Annotated in this window: 13 protein-coding genes; 8 read left to right on the top strand and 5 right to left on the bottom strand. The window is 31.1% G+C overall.

Annotation, left to right across the window (positions count from 1 at the left end; all coding sequences use genetic code 11):
• Positions 1-5 precede the first annotated feature (5 nt).
• From SJY17_RS07920 to radC, 3 genes are read right to left on the bottom strand one after another with little or no spacing between them, the layout of a single operon-like run.
• Positions 6-698: a YjjG family noncanonical pyrimidine nucleotidase gene (locus SJY17_RS07920; protein ID WP_397362031.1), complete on the bottom strand. Its 693-nt coding sequence runs from the start codon at positions 696-698 to the stop codon at positions 6-8.
• Positions 682-1,980 (bottom strand): polysaccharide deacetylase family protein, encoded by a 1,299-nt coding sequence (locus SJY17_RS07915; RefSeq protein ID WP_397362030.1) that lies wholly within the window; start codon positions 1,978-1,980, stop codon positions 682-684. The genes SJY17_RS07920 and SJY17_RS07915 overlap by 17 nt, the downstream gene beginning before the upstream one ends.
• A 1-nt stretch (position 1,981) precedes the next feature.
• Positions 1,982-2,680 (bottom strand): DNA repair protein RadC, encoded by a 699-nt coding sequence (gene radC / locus SJY17_RS07910; RefSeq protein WP_397362029.1) that lies wholly within the window; start codon positions 2,678-2,680, stop codon positions 1,982-1,984.
• A 52-nt stretch (positions 2,681-2,732) separates the two neighbouring features.
• On the opposite strand from radC, the gene SJY17_RS07905 reads away from it, so the two are divergent.
• The 6 genes from SJY17_RS07905 (at position 2,733) to SJY17_RS07880 (ending at position 6,568) form a co-directional block, all read left to right on the top strand.
• Complete coding sequence (locus tag SJY17_RS07905; RefSeq protein WP_397362027.1) at positions 2,733-3,176, top strand: DUF1569 domain-containing protein; 444 nt, start codon at positions 2,733-2,735, stop codon at positions 3,174-3,176.
• Between the two features lie 6 nt (positions 3,177-3,182).
• Positions 3,183-3,779, top strand: a complete 597-nt coding sequence (locus SJY17_RS07900) for an FMN-binding negative transcriptional regulator (protein WP_397362026.1) — start codon at positions 3,183-3,185, stop codon at positions 3,777-3,779.
• Positions 3,780-3,789: 10 nt separating this feature from the next.
• On the top strand, positions 3,790-4,155 hold the full coding sequence (locus tag SJY17_RS07895; protein WP_397362025.1) for a DUF1304 domain-containing protein: 366 nt from the start codon (positions 3,790-3,792) through the stop codon (positions 4,153-4,155).
• A gap of 95 nt (positions 4,156-4,250) precedes the next feature.
• On the top strand, positions 4,251-4,724 hold the full coding sequence (locus tag SJY17_RS07890; protein ID WP_397362024.1) for a hypothetical protein: 474 nt from the start codon (positions 4,251-4,253) through the stop codon (positions 4,722-4,724).
• Between the two features lie 188 nt (positions 4,725-4,912).
• Positions 4,913-5,803 (top strand): dienelactone hydrolase family protein, encoded by an 891-nt coding sequence (locus SJY17_RS07885; RefSeq protein ID WP_397362023.1) that lies wholly within the window; start codon positions 4,913-4,915, stop codon positions 5,801-5,803.
• 159 nt (positions 5,804-5,962) lie between these two features.
• On the top strand, positions 5,963-6,568 hold the full coding sequence (locus SJY17_RS07880; protein WP_397362022.1) for a hypothetical protein: 606 nt from the start codon (positions 5,963-5,965) through the stop codon (positions 6,566-6,568).
• Between the two features lie 142 nt (positions 6,569-6,710).
• Here SJY17_RS07880 and murC read toward each other — a convergent pair whose 3' ends face one another.
• Positions 6,711-8,066: a UDP-N-acetylmuramate--L-alanine ligase gene (murC, locus tag SJY17_RS07875; protein ID WP_397362021.1), complete on the bottom strand. Its 1,356-nt coding sequence runs from the start codon at positions 8,064-8,066 to the stop codon at positions 6,711-6,713.
• Between the two features lie 66 nt (positions 8,067-8,132).
• On the bottom strand, positions 8,133-9,077 hold the full coding sequence (locus tag SJY17_RS07870; protein WP_397362020.1) for a tetratricopeptide repeat protein: 945 nt from the start codon (positions 9,075-9,077) through the stop codon (positions 8,133-8,135).
• A 174-nt stretch (positions 9,078-9,251) separates the two neighbouring features.
• Between SJY17_RS07870 and SJY17_RS07865 the strand changes: the two genes are divergently transcribed.
• Positions 9,252-15,824: an MG2 domain-containing protein gene (locus SJY17_RS07865; protein ID WP_397362019.1), complete on the top strand. Its 6,573-nt coding sequence runs from the start codon at positions 9,252-9,254 to the stop codon at positions 15,822-15,824.
• A 96-nt stretch (positions 15,825-15,920) separates the two neighbouring features.
• Positions 15,921-16,175 carry an autorepressor SdpR family transcription factor gene (locus SJY17_RS07860; protein ID WP_397362018.1) on the top strand — a complete coding sequence of 85 codons (255 nt, stop codon included), beginning with the start codon at positions 15,921-15,923 and terminating at the stop codon, positions 16,173-16,175.
• Positions 16,176-16,177 lie beyond the last annotated feature (2 nt).

Genomic DNA, 16,177 nt, shown 5'->3' with positions numbered 1-16,177 from the left:
TGTTTTTATAAATATTTTTTTAGATCTAATAAGTGATCTACTACTTTTATTTCTGAGCCAACTTCAACTTTATGGTAATTAAAACAAATAGCATCTAAACCAATATTTAAAGCACCTTGTATATCTGCTTCGTAATTATCACCAATCATAATACTATTATTAGTATTTGCTTTAGCTAAGTCTAGAGCAAAGTTAAAAATTTTAGGGTCTGGTTTTTTTACTCCTACCATTTCAGAGTTTGTTACTGTTTCAAAATAATGCAACAAATTAGACTTTTTCATTTTGTTATGTTGAGCCTCTTCAAAACCATTAGTAATAATATGCAATTTATAATTTGGTTTTAAATATTCTAACAAATCAAAAGTCCCATCAAACAAATGATTCTGATTGGTTAAATTATCTATATAATCTTCGGATAATTGATGGATTAAATTGTCATTAACTTGGTATTTAAGCACATTAAATGTGTCTTTTAATCTACCATAACGTAGTTCAGTTTTGGTTACTTTTTCTTCTCGATACAGTTTCCAATACTTAAGATTTATAGGTTCGTATAATTTTAAAAAATCTTCTAACTTAATCTTAACTTGATGCATATTAAAAATAAAATCAAAAGTAAGCGCAGAGTTTTTATCAAAATCCCAAAGGGTATGATCTAAATCAAAAAAAACGTGTTCTATTTTATTTTGTTTTATCATCCAATATTATATTAAATAGGGTTTTAAAGTGTAACCATTGTTGATTATTATTAAAAGTGTAATTATGAAAAACCGGAACAAATGTCCCATTTACATTTTTAACACTTTTTATTAATCTTGTTAATGCTTGCTTTTTGTCTAATAACGAATGGTATTTTAAAAAAGTAAAATCTAAGGCTTGAAAAGGTACTATTTTAAGTGGTGTTTGCACTTCAAAATCTAAGTCATAAAACAAAAAAGGTGTACAAGTTCCAGCTCTAAATCCTAAATAATTAACGTAACCCATTGTATAGTCTTCTGGTATTTCTAACTCGACTAAATTACGATAAGATTCTGGTAAATTTACTTTAGAGTAAGATTGTCTTGACCCAACTATGGAAGTATTTATAATACCTTCCATTCTTCGCTTTTCTTCTTTTAACAACTCTAAATTAGTTAATGCAAAAAAGGACGTTTTTATACCCACTTGACAATAGTCTGCAATATGCTTTATTAGCGACACAAATTGTTGTTTCTGTGGGTTTATATTTTTATCATAAGTCGAAAAATCGCCAATCGAAAAGAAAAATATAAATTTAAATTTTGAAGATTTTTGCTTATTTATTATGTACTTATAATTATCAAAAGGATCACGTTTAAAACCTGTTAACACAGAGTACCTTTGGTATAAACGTCTAAATTTTAAGGTAAAAAAATCTTTAATTGTTCCTCCTAAAGTACGCATGACTCCTTTTAGTTTAAACTCGTAAGCAATAGGAATATCAATAATAGGCTTTACATTATAATGTTGCTCTGGGAATTTAAATTCTGGATATTTTCCTTGTAAAACAGTCTTAAATTTATAAGCCCAAACATCTACAACAGGTTGATCTAAAAATCCGTTTTTAAAGGCTAAACTTTCTTCTGCTGTAAAACGTCCATACTCATCTTTTACATGTGGAAGATACTCTTCATATCGGCTAATCAAGAAAAAAGTAGCTGCAAAAATATCAAAAGGTAATGCGCTTTTTTCACCTGTAATAAAAAAACATTTTGTGTCTTCCCAAGGTAATACTGTAATATCTAAATCTGACAAGCCTTGTTCAAATAACAACTCGTTACTACGCACAAAAATCTCGCTACTTAGTGGTTGCCTTGTATAGGACATTTTTAAACTGTCATGTGCTATAAACTCTTCAATAACGGTTGTAAAACTAACTGGAATACCCAAAATTCTAGTGCAAATTTGTTTAAAAACAAATTTGACTCTTGGTGTTATTTTATGAGTGTAAACTAGTAACATTTTATAATAAAGATTGGTCTGCAAAGCTAAAATAACTTTGCTCTGTAACTATCAAATGATCTAAAACTTTTATATCTAAACTTTGTGCTGCTATCTTTAATTTAGAAGTCACCTCTTTATCTGCTTGACTAGGTTTTAATGTTCCAGATGGATGGTTGTGTGCTAAAATTAGTCCTACTGCTCCAACCTCTAAAGCTGTTTTTAAAACTAAACGCGTATCTACTAAAGTACCTGTAATACCTCCTTTACTTAATAGGTTTTTATGGATGACTTTGTTTGAATTATTTAAATAAATAATCCAAAACTCTTCGTGTGGTAACTCTCCAATTATAGGTTGCATGAGCTCGAAAACAGATTTACTAGACGCAATTTTCTTTTTTTCTAGTGCTTCCTCTCCTCTACGTCGTCGTCCTAGTTCTAAAGCTGCAATGATGCTTATGGCTTTAGCTTCACCAATACCTTTAAATTCTGTAAGTTGCTTGATGCTTAGTTTTCCTAGATCTGTTAAATTATTATCAACACTTGCTAATATTCGCTTACATAAAGCTACAGCACTTTCTTCTCTGTTTCCAGATCCAATTAAAATAGCGACTAATTCTGCATCGCTTAAGGCAGATTTCCCTTTGTATAATAGCTTTTCTCTGGGTTGATCGTCTTGAGACCAGTTTTTTATGGAAAATGAAGATGGTTTGTCGTGCATTTAGTAAATATAAATATTGTAAATTTCAAGTGCAATTTTTTAATGATTAGATATGAAATCCGTATTTGTAGCAGAAGATATTAATAACATTTTAAACCGAATAGAAAAGCTTGATAAAAACACGCAACCTAATTGGGGAAAACTAACTATTGGACAAATGTTATGGCATTGTCAAGGTCCTTTAAATATTATGTTAGAACATGATAATTATAATTTAAAGCCTAATTTTTTAGCAAAATTATTTTTTAAAAAATCATTGTACAATGATAAAGCTTGGAAGAAAAACTTGCCTACAGCAAAATTTTTAAAACCTAAAGAGAGTAAAGTTTTTAAGACCGAAAAAGCAAAACTTAAGGCCTTAATTGAAGAATCTTACACATTAAAAGACAAAACAGATTTTGCACCACATCCTGGTTTTGGTGTTTTTACGCCAGAACAATGGGGAAAAATGCAATACAAACATTTAGATCACCATTTTAGGCAATTTGGAGTTTGATATATTATGAACTATCCACCAAAACATCATCAAGACAATGATAAACTTCACTTAATTGAAGTTATAAAAACCTATCCTTTAGCAACTATAATATCTGTTAAAGATAATGTACCATTAGTGACACACTTACCTTTAATATATCGCGAGTCTGATGGTAAACTTGTTGGACATATCGATATTTACAATCCTCAAGCCAAGTTACTAAAAGATAATAAGGATATTACTATTATCTTTTCTGGTCCACAATGTTATATATCGCCAAGCATTTATACCACAACACAATTACCAACCTGGAACTATGTAAAAGTACACCTAACTGGAACGGTTATTAAAATTGAAAGCGATGAAGCTTTAAAACAAAGTCTAATTACTATGACAGAGTTTTTGGAAGCTCCAGACCACAAGTATGTTTTAGAGCCTGACAATCCAAGATTAGATGCTAATCTTAGCTACATCAAAATGTTTGAGATTACTATTGATACTTGGGAAGGCAAATTTAAACTCTCTCAAGACAAAAAACCTAAGGATATAGAGAATGCTAGAAATGAGCTATTAAGAGCAAATCAGGAAAGCATTAAAGCGTTTTTGGACAACATTTTTTAAAACAACAACTATGGATATACTACTAAAAATAATCATCGCAATTGTAGCTGCATTACACCTTTACTTTTTGTATTTTGAAATGTTTGCTTGGGAAACCATTGGTCGTAAAACCTTTAAAAGTTTACCCAAAGAGATCTTTAAACCTACAAAAGGGATGGCTGCAAACCAAGGATTATACAATGGTTTTTTAGCAGCTGGATTAATTTGGACTTACTTTATTAGCAATCCAGAATGGTATAGCAATATTGCTTTATTCTTTTTAGGTTGTGTTGTAGTTGCTGGTATTTATGGTGCTTTAACAGTGTCTAAAAAAATATTTTTTGTACAAGCAGTTCCTGCTTTAATTGGGATTGGGTTGGTGTTGTTGAATAAGTAATTGCATTTAACTTTATCAAATATTATCTAACTTAGTTTAAAGTCTGATATAAAACACTAAAACATTTTCATATCATTATAATTAATTACCAGTTTATGAAAAAGAAAAACACATATCAGGAAGAAGCTAATAAATTAGCAGCTGCAATTGACATAGCAATTAAGGCTTTTAAAGTAGAATGCCCTCCCGATTTTGAAAAGAGTCATCAAGAGCATACTATTTCTTGCTATGCCAATTGGAAAGAAAATTGCTTAAATCCTGAACCACAATTCAGAAATTTAACTTCTTTGAAATATTGTATCAAAGATGTTTTTACTTATTTCCAAGAAGGGACTGGAAAAACAGTTGAATATTTTTGGGAAAAAATTGATGAAGCAGAATTAGAATACAAAAGAGAAAATAAATTAAAAAAAATCCTGCAAAGAAGCAAAATCTTAAATCGAAATGAATACGAGTATATTACCGATATGATCATAGTAGCTAATCAATCTGGTTTGACTAACAAAGAAGAAACAATAAAACTAAGTAATATGCTTGGTGAATATGAATCAAGAAAAAAAAACAGCTAACTAACTTCAATAATACCTTTATATAATCACTTTTGTGAAAATACATATAGTCAGACATACTACCCAATCAACCCATTAACCTCATCAAAATCTAATCCACAATAATTACCACTACTCATTAATAACAAGGCTTTGTTTTTAAAATTTGTATATTACAGCTAGTACAAGACAACTTAAAAAAGTAAGCCATGAAAGATTTAAAAAAAGAAGATATTGATCAAGAGGTTTTTGATTTGTATGACGACTATGCACACAATAAATTAAATAGACGTCAATTTGCAGAGAAGCTTTCTTTATATGCAATAGGTGGACTTACAGTGTCTTCTTTACTTAGCTTTATGTCTCCAAATTATTTGGACACCTTATTGGTAAAACCAGATGATCCTACTTTAGATTCAGATTATATTACTTACGATTCTCCTAAAGGAGGAGGCACAATTAAAGGATTGTTATCTAAACCTAAAGACCTTAAAACAAAATTACCAGGTGTTATTGTAGTGCATGAAAACAGGGGTTTAAATCCGTATATAGAAGATGTTGGAAGACGTACTGCAAAAGCTAATTTTATTAGTCTTGCTCCTGATGCATTATCACCTCTTGGTGGTTATCCTGGAAATGATGATGATGGTCGTACGCTTCAAAAAAAGCGAGATAAACACAAAATGTTAGAAGACTTTATAGCTGCTTACAACCATTTAAAAAATCATGAAAACTGTAATGGTCAAGTTGGTGTTGTCGGGTTTTGTTTTGGTGGATGGATATCAAATATGATGGCTGTTAAATTACCTGATTTAGGTGCTGCTGTACCTTATTACGGTAGACAACCGTCTGATGAAGATGCGGTAAACATTAAATGTCCTTTACTTTTACAATATGGCGAGTTAGATACCAGAGTAAATGCAGGTTTACCTGCTTTTGAAAAAGTATTAAAAGCAAATAATATTACGTATCAATCTTATATTTATCCAAATGTAAACCATGGTTTCCATAATAACACCACTCCACGTTATGATAAAGAAGCTGCTGAGTTGTCTTGGACACGTACAATTGACTTTTTTAATTTGCATTTAGAGCGATAGAAAATTTAAGAAAACTTTATTCATTCTTATCGTGTTAAAAATTGAGTCACTTTTGGACTAAATAGTAAAACTTGACTTTGTCAAAATTTTCAACTAACTTCGTTTAACATTCGATAAAGAGAATTGAAAACTCTCCTTATCTATACGTTGCCCACAATTATGAACAGAATCGTTTTATTAATATTTTTAAGTCTTTCATTTAACTCTTGGTCTCAAGATTTGAAAAAGGAAAAGAGGCAATTAGATTATTACGAAAAGTCTAATAAATATCTTTCAGAATCTGACTTGGAAAAGGCTAGACTAACTTTATATTTTTCCTATCAAGCTAATCCTGAATCTGAACTTGGCAAAACTGCCTTAAAAAAATCGGACTCTTTAAAAGCAGTAATTAGAAATGAACTCATTCAAAAAATTCAAGGAAATTGGAAATGGAAAAATACTGGAACGAATTGGGGAATAGAGAAAACCGCTGAAGAAAATAATATTGAAAAAATTGTAGAAATTAAGGGATTACAATTGTCATTTTACGAGATTGACAAAAACGAAAAGAAACTTATCCAATCTGAAATAATAGAATTCATAAATGAAGAGAAAATGATTCCATCATCAACTGACATTTTGTATTCGGATAATCAAATATGGAGATTTGACTTGAAAGATGATAATCAAATTTTAAAAATGGTCAATTCTGGAGAGAACAATACTAACGGAAGAACTGTAATAGTTTGTGGAAATGAAGAACTGACTTTTGAACGAATAAAATAACAGTGGGCAACAACGTGTATAATTAATTGCTTGTGACTTGCCTACGTGGAAATTCCTTCGGAATTTCCTCTGGTTCGTTCCATTTTTGCTAAATTAGTTGCTTAACCACGCAACTAACCATACACAAAACCGTTAAACGAACCTAACCAATCAACCCTTTTACCTCATCAAAATCCAATCCTCCATAATTACCACTACTCATTAGTAACAAGGCTTTATTATTAAAATCTTGAGCGAATAAATAGTTTTTAAAATCGTCTGGATTGGTATAAATAATTAAGTCGTCACGTTCAAAAGCAGTCGCTATTTGGTCTTGTGTGACTTTGTCTAGTTTTTTAATTTCTACAGCATGTGGACTATAAAATACTACAGCAACATCTGCTGCATCTAAAGCACCTTTATATTCTTTTAAAAACTCAGCATTTAAGCTACTATATGTATGCAACTCTAAACAAGCTACCAAAGTACGATTGTGGTATTGCTCTTTTACAGCATTGGTTGTCGCTTCTACTTTACTTGGTGAATGTGCAAAGTCTTTATAAGCTACACTTGTTTTGCTTTCGGCTATCTTCTCTAAACGCTTACTTGCTCCTTTAAAAGTTGCAATAGCTTCATAAAAGTCGTCTTCGTCAATTCCCATATGTTGACAAATCCATTTTGCTCCTGCTAAATTGTTTAGGTTATGTTTCCCAAAGACCTCAATTGGCATTGGTCCTTCTGGTGTTTCTAAAAGTGTTTCGCCATCTTCAACAGTATATTCTGGTGTGTGGTATGCAATTTTTCTGATAGGGTTTTCAGACGCTTCCACTACTCGCTTTACTTCTGGATCTTCTTCGTTATAATTAATACTTCCACCTTTAACAATACTATCTACAAAAATGCTAAACTGCTCAACATAGTTTTCATATGTTGGAAACACATTAATGTGGTCCCAAGCAATTCCGCTTAACAATGCAATATTAGGTTTGTATAAATGAAACTTTGGTCGTCTATCAATTGGACTACTTAAATACTCGTCTCCTTCCAAGACAATAAAATCGTTATTCTCTGTTAGTTTTACCATAACATCAAACCCTTCCAATTGTGCACCAACCATATAATCCACTTCTCTATCATGATAATGCATCACATGTAAAATCATGGATGTAATGGTTGTTTTACCATGACTTCCTCCAATAACAACTCTGGTTTTGTGTTTAGATTGCTCGTATAAAAACTCAGGATAGCTATAAATTTTAACGCCTAATTCTTGTGCTTTTAATAACTCAGGATTATCAGCTTTGGCATGCATACCAAGTACAATAGCGTCTAAAGTATCAGTGATTTTTTCTGGAAACCAACCAAAGGTTTCAGGTAATAATCCTTTAGCATCCAACCTTGATTTGGAAGGCTCAAAAATGGTGTCATCACTTCCTGTGACTTGGTATCCTTTATTGTGTAATGCTAATGCTAAATTGTGCATTGCAGATCCACCAATTGCTATAAAATGTACATTCATTATCCTTGTTTTGTAGAGTAATCAAAGATAGTAATTGATGAGATAACTAGGAAGTTTTTTTATAGACTAAATATCCTCCTTAAAATCGGTAAAAACATCAATATCTGGCAATTCGTTTATTGCCAATTTTATATACTTTAGCGCATTATTTGTATCGTTTTTGTGCTTATAGATTTGTGCTAACCTATAATTTGCCCAAGCTTTAGGCACACCATCTTTTGACGTGTAATTTTCTATATAAACTAACAAACAACGTTCGCCTTTTTCCAATTGGACATTATAGTCTGCACACACTTTTCCTATTTGATAATGCAAACTGTTGCGTTGGTGTTTAACTTGAGACGACTCTATATTAGCAACCGCTTTATCTGGTTGGTCTTCTTTTTCGTAAAGAGCAGTTAATTTATCGTAACAGGTTAATGAACCTCCAACTTTAATTGCTTTTAAGTAGTATTCTTCAGCTAATTCTGGATCATCATCATATTCATAAATATAACCTTTTGCCAAATAACCATCCACTTTAGATAAGTTTTCAAGCTGATTTGCATATTTTAATGATGTCTTTTTACTACCACCAATAAGTCCTGGTAATTGCATGTATAATTCTACTAAAGCCCAACGTGTTTCTATATGGTTTGGATCTAACTCGGCAGCTTTTAAAAACGACGATTTAACTTCTCCAATAATACCTAAAGCCGATATTTTACTTACTGACAAGGCTTTCATTCCTAAAGCACCTCCTAATTTATAATGGTAATTTGCAGTATTAGGTTTTGCTTTAACTAGTTTTCTATATTCAGTAATTGTTTTATCCCATTTTTTTTGATGTCCATACGCATCACCAAGCAACTCTATTGCTTGTAAATTATCTTCATGATAAGTTACATATGCAAACAATTCTTTTTCTGCTTTTAAAAATTGTTTGTTTGCAATATAGGTTTCGCCTTTTTCAATAGATGTTTGTGCAAATACTGCTAATGGTAATAATAAGATTGCTAAAAATGATTTCATACTGTAAGTTAATGGTTTACAAAAATAATATTCTATTGGTATTGTTTTTGATTTATTTGGATAAATATTACTTAACTTTAAATCCATAACGCTTCACTCATTGAAACGTTTACTTTACGCATTTATGTTTTAGTGGACTATAAAACTAAGGTATATTGCTTAAAAATTAATAAAATGAAGCACATATCAACTTTTTTAATGATTTTACTTTTTGCAACAACACAAGCACAAAACAATGACTATTCCAAGCTTTGGGATACAGTTGAAACTCATGAAATCAATGGGTTACCAAAAAGTGCTTTGGATGTAGTTAAAACTATTGAAAATAAGGCTGTAGCCGAAAATAATAAAGAACAACGCATAAAAGTATTATTGTTTAAAAGCAAGTTTGCCTTATTGTTAGAGGAAGATGCACAACTTAGTATTGTAAACGATTTTAAAGCCGAAATCGCTAAAAATAAAGCTCCAACTAAAAATGTGCTAGAAAACATGTTAGCTACTTTATATTGGCAATATTTCCAGCAAAACAGATATAAATTTTATAGACGTACTAAAACCGAAGAAAAAGCAGATGCAATAGATTTTAGAACTTGGGATTTAGAAACACTTTTTACAGAAATTAAAACTCTTTTTGACAGCTCGTTAAACAATGGGTTAATCCTCCAGCAAACATCTATTAATCAGTTTGATGCTATTATTACAAAAGGAAGAGACTCTAAAGTATATAGACCAACGCTATTCGATTTTTTAAGTCATAATGCTATTCAATTTTATAAAACGTCAGAAAATAGAATCACTCAGCCTGCTTATAAATTTACTATAGATAATGCTGATTTTTTAAATGCTTCACAAGCATTTTCAAACATAAATATTACATCTAAAGATTCGACGTCATTACAATTACAAGCATTAAAAGTATACCAAGATTTAATCAAATTTCATTTAAAAGATAAAGATCCATATGCCTTAACAGAAGTTAATACAGAACGTTTAGATTATGTCTATTACAATGCTACTTTTGATAATAAAGACGACATTTATTTAAAGGCTTTACAGACAGAAGCCGAAAAACATAAAACACATGAAGTTTCAGGTTTATATAACTTTAAAATTGCTACTTTATATAATACGCAAGGTCATGGTTATAATAAAGACACCAATCCTGATGTAAGGTTTAAAATTAAAGACGCTTATGCGCTTTGCAAACAAGTTATTACTGATTTTCCAGACAGTAAAGGTGCTGGTTTATGCAAAGTATTATTATCGCAAATAGAACAACCTAATTTAACAATTACTGCAGAACAATTTGTGCCAATCAATACACACACACGTTTTTTAATTGGTTATAAAAATGTGGAGCAACTAACTTTTGATGCACACAAAATAAGTAAAAAACAACGTGACGAGTTTTCAAAAATTTATAAAGAAGACGAGAAAAAAGAGTTTATAGACAAACTTAAGGTTGAAAAAACATGGACCTCCTCTTTAAAAGACGAAAACGATTATCAGCAACACACAACAGAAGTTTTAGTGCCAACATTAGATAATGGTTTATACTTAATTGTTGGGCAATCAACAGATTTAAAAGATAACTTTTATGCAACAACACTAACACAAGTTACTAATATTGCAATAGTCAATTTTGAGGATCAAAATCAAGAGTTTTACCAAGTTATTGATCGTAATAATGGTCAACCTTTAGCAAACGTAACAGTTGATATCGATTATTTATATAGAAACGAAGTAATAAATACCATAACAACCACGACAAGTAGTCAAGGGGTTTTAACCTTAAATAAAGGTAATAATCACAAACGTAATTACATTAGTTTAACTATTAAATCAAAATCTGATATTGCTCATTTTGGTAATTATTACTTAAATAGTTATTACCGTAATCGTGATAATAATGACACGAATTACAAAGCTTTTATTTTTACAGATCGTAGTATTTACAGACCATCTCAAACCGTTTATTTTAAAGCAATAGCTTTAAAAAACAAAGACAATAAAACAGATGTTATTACAAACAAAAAAGTAGACGTTACTTTATATAATACAAATGGCGAAAAAGTTAGTGAGCTAGACTTAACTACTAACGAATTTGGGTCAGTTTCTGGCGAATTTATTTTACCAAACGATGGATTAACAGGTAATTTTAGTATTAGAGTTAGTAATAATAATGTGTATGGTAATACTTCTATTTCTGTTGAAGAATATAAGCGTCCTAAGTTTGAAACCAACTTTAATCCAATTACCGAAACTATTAAGGTTAACGATAGTGTAACTGTTAAAGGAGAAGCTATAGCTTTTGCAGGATCTAAAATTACTGATGCAAAAGTTGTGTATCGTGTAGTTAGAAATATTCAATATCCTAGTTGGTACAGATGGTACAGACCAAGTTATTATAATAGTGACCCTCAAGAAATCACACATGGCGAAACTACAACTGATGCAGATGGAAACTACGACGTTATTTTTAAAGCTATTCCAGACGAAAAAACAGATAAATCTGGCTTACCAATTTTTAGTTATGAGGTTACAGCAGATGTTACAGATATAAATGGAGAAACTAGAAGCACCTCAACAATTGTTAAAGTAGGTTATCATGCATTAACTGCAAAAATCGGTATTGCTTCAACTATTGATAAAACTAAAAAAGACAATCAAATTACCATTACAACACAAAACTTAAACGGTCAATTTGCACCTGCAAAAGGAACATTAAAAATATACAAATTACAAGCACCAAATACTGTATTAAGAGATCGTCCTTGGATAGCTCCAGATTATGCTGGATTTACAGAGGATGCTTTTAAAGACTACTTTCCGCATGACGCATACACCAATGAGGATAAGCCAGAAAACTGGACAAAAGGAGATTTAGTTTTAAGTAAAACATTCGATACAGATAAATCTAAAACCATCGATTTAAAAAACACTAAAAAATGGTTGTCTGGTGCTTATATTATTGAGTTAGAAACCAAAGATAAATTTGGTCAAGAGGTTAAGGACAAAGCTAAAACCATGTTGTTTTCTGATAAAGACAAAACTTTAGCAGATCAACAATTAATTACAGTTACTGCAGATAAAACAAGTTATGATGTTGGAGATAATGTAATACTAACCTTAGCAACTGCTGCAAAAAATATATCAGTTACAGTTAGTGTAGAGCGTGATTATCAAATAGAAAAAAATTACGTCATTAATTTAAACCAAAATAAAAAGACTATATCAATTCCAATAGATAAAAACGATTTAGGTGGTTTTGGTATCCACTATAGCTTAGCTGCTTTTAATAATTATAAAGGCGGAAGCATGACTATAAATGTACCCTATCCTAAAACAGATTTAGAGATTGAAACCCTAACGTTTAGAGATAGGTTACAACCAGGAACAGATGAGACTTGGAGCTTTAAAATTAAAGGAACAAAAGGAGAAAAAATAGCGTCAGAGTTTCTAGCTAGCATGTATGATGCGTCTTTAGATCAATTTAAATCGCACAACTGGAACTACTCTAGTTTTACACCACGTAGTTACTACGCCTCTTATAGACGTGGTAATGGTAATAGTTTTGGAACCACTTATTTTAGAGTTAACAGACCGTACAAATATGAGAGTTTTAATAACTTAAAAAGCTTTGATCAATTTAATTGGTTTGGCTTTTCCATGAATAATAATAGTTGGGCTTACAAACAATATGTAAATACTTTAAAAGTAAACAGAATTAAAACATCCTATGATGGTACAGTAAAAAAAGGTTTTATAACAGGAACAATTACTGATGAAAATGGATTACCACTACCAAGTGCAACTGTATACTTAATAGGCACTGATATTGGTACAAGTACGGATTTTGATGGAAACTATTTAATTAGAGCATCTAAAGGTAACGTTATACAATTTAATTACGTTGGATATAAGACTATTAATAAAACAGTAGAGAATGACAATGTTATTAATATTTCATTAAGTCCAGATAACTCATTAGATGAAGTTGTAGTAACTGCTTATGGTTCAAATAAAAAAATGAAGTCTTCCAGAATGATGTCTGCTCCTGTCGCTATGGAAGCAGAAGATGCGTCGATGGAAATAGATGACATGCTTGAAGGTAGAACCTCTGGTTTAGTAATTGGAGGAAATGGTAAACCTGGTTCTGATGCATTCGTTAAAATTAGGGGTGTTGGCTCTATTAGTAATTCTTCTGCTCCATTATATGTAGTTGATGGTGTGATTTATGAAAATTTAAATTCTATAAATGAAAACGACATACTAGAAATGTCAATATTAAAAGGTGATGAGGCTTCAGCTTTATATGGTAGTAAAGGTGCAAATGGTGTTGTGGTTATCACGACAAAAAATGGTGCTAAAGAAGACTTCTCGCAAGTAAAAGCCAGAACCAATTTACAAGAAACCGCCTTTTTCTTTCCGCAATTAGCAACAGATAAAGAAGGTAATGTGTCCTTTAACTTTACAACACCAGAAGCATTAACCAGATGGAATCTTAATCTGTTTGCACATGATAAGCAAGGTAATTATGCAAAAAGCACGTTACAAACTGTAACACAAAAAGACTTGATGGTATTACCAAATATACCTCGTTTTTTACGTCAAGGTGACCAAATACAAATTAGCACCAAGATTTCTAATCTTAGTAAAAAGGATTTAACAGGTACTGCTGTGCTTCAATTGTTTGATGCATTGACTGGAAAATCTGTGGATGTAGACTTGTCTAATTCTGTAAATCAGCAATCATTTTCCGCGAAAGCGAAAGGTAATACACAAGTCACATGGACATTATCTATTCCAGATAATGTACAAGCTATTCAATATAAAATATTAGCAAAAGCTGGTAAATTTAGCGATGGAGAGCAAAATGCTTTACCTGTTTTAACTAACAGAATGTTAGTAACAGAAACGCTTCCAATGTGGATTAAAAGTAACGAAACCAGAACCTTTACATTGGATAAATTAAAGACCTCAACATCTTCAACACTAAAACATCACAAATTAACCTTAGAGATGACAAGCAATCCTGCTTGGTATGCTGTACAAGCGTTACCGTATTTAATGGAATATCCTTACGAGTGTAACGAGCAAACCTTTAGTCGTTTTTACGCTAACGCATTAGCAAGCCACATTGTTAATAGTAACCCAAGGATTAAAGAGGTGTTTAGCCAATGGAAAAACACAGATGCTTTATTAAGTAACTTAGAGAAAAATCAAGAATTAAAATCTATTTTAATTCAGGAAACACCTTGGTTACGTGATGCACAGTCAGAAACAGAACAGAAAAAACGTATCGCGTTATTATTTGATTTAAATAAAATGACAAACGAGTTAAATCGTGCCAAAAAGAAACTACGCAACAACCAAATGCCTGATGGTGGATGGTCTTGGTTTGGAGATTATCGTGTAAACCGTTACATCACACAACACATTATTACTGGTTTTGGGCATCTTAAAAAATTAAATGTGGTTAGTGATAAAGATCAAGACATCACTGAAATGGTCAAAAAAGCACTAAACTATTTAGATAATGCATTTGAAAAAGAATATAACGATTTAACAAAGTATAGCAATGATGTAGACTACACCAAAGATCATTTAAGTTATACTCAGTTACATTATTTATATATGAGAAGCTTTTTTCCTGAGCATAAGTTATCTAAAAAACAACAAGAAATACACAAGTATTACTTGTCACAAATTAGAAACTACTGGTTACAACGTCCTTTATATGCAAAAGGGATGATGGCTTTAATTATGAATAGAAACGAGGACAAAACAATGTCTAATGCTATTTTAAAATCATTAAAAGAGAACAGTATTACGTCTGAAGAATTAGGTATGTATTGGAAAGAAAACACCAATTCTTATTATTGGTATCAAGCCTCTATCGAAACACAAGCGTTAATGATTGAAGCATTTGCTGAAGCTGGAACTGGAATACAAAGTGAAGCCAAAAATGTAGATACTATTGATAACCTTAAAATATGGTTACTTAAAAATAAGCAGACTAACCGATGGAAAACAACAAAAGCCACTACAGATGCTGTTTATGCTTTACTTTTACAAGGTAATGATTGGTTAAGTGTTACAGATATGGTTGATGTGGTTTTAGGTGGCGAAAAAATAACACCTACTACTTTAGAAGATGTAAAAGTAGAAGCTGGAACTGGTTACTATAAAACATCTTGGTCTGGTGCAGAGATTACACCAAAAATGGCAACTGTTAAACTAACCAAAAAAGGTGATGGTATAGCTTGGGGAAGTTTATACTGGCAATATTTTGAGGATTTAGATAAAATTACTCCTGCTGAAACACCTTTAAAATTAAAGAAACAATTATACCTGAAAACCAATACAGATAAAGGCGAAGTAATTTCTGAAATTACAGAAGACACAAAACTTAACGTTGGAGATTTAGTTAGAGTACGTATAGAATTACGTAGTGATCGTGCAATGGAATTTGTACACATGAAAGATATGCGTGCAGCAGGTTTAGAGCCAATTAATGTACTAAGTCAATACAAATATCAAGATGGATTGGGTTATTATGAAGCGACAAAAGATGCCTCAACAAACTTCTTTTTTGACTATTTACCAAAAGGTATTTATGTGTTTGAATACGATTTACGCGTCAATAATGCTGGTAATATGAGTAATGGTATTACAACTATACAAAGTATGTATGCACCAGAATTTAGTAGTCATAGTGAAGGTGTACGTATTGAGGTTGAATAACTTAAACTAAAATATTAAATTACAAAAGCTTCCAAATTGGAAGCTTTTTTTTGTTAATTCAAATAATATTTAGATATTTGTCTAAATACCTAATTAGTGAATTTATTATTTAAAGCATTAAACGACGATACAAGACGTCAGATTTTAGAACTTTTAAAAGACGAAAACTTAACTGCAGGACAAATTGCTGATGCTTTTAATATTAGCAAACCAAGTATATCTCATCATTTAGATATTTTAAAACGTGCAGATTTAGTAACAAGTGAAAAAAAAGGACAGTTTGTAGAGTATCAAATAAACACTACCATTTTAGAAGATGTTTTAAAATGGATTATCACTTTAAAAAAATAAAA

Origin of the sequence: Olleya sp. R77988, from assembly GCF_044594215.1 — a bacterium.
Lineage (GTDB): Bacteria > Bacteroidota > Bacteroidia > Flavobacteriales > Flavobacteriaceae > Olleya.
This window is presented reverse-complemented; position numbering and strand designations above follow the sequence as displayed.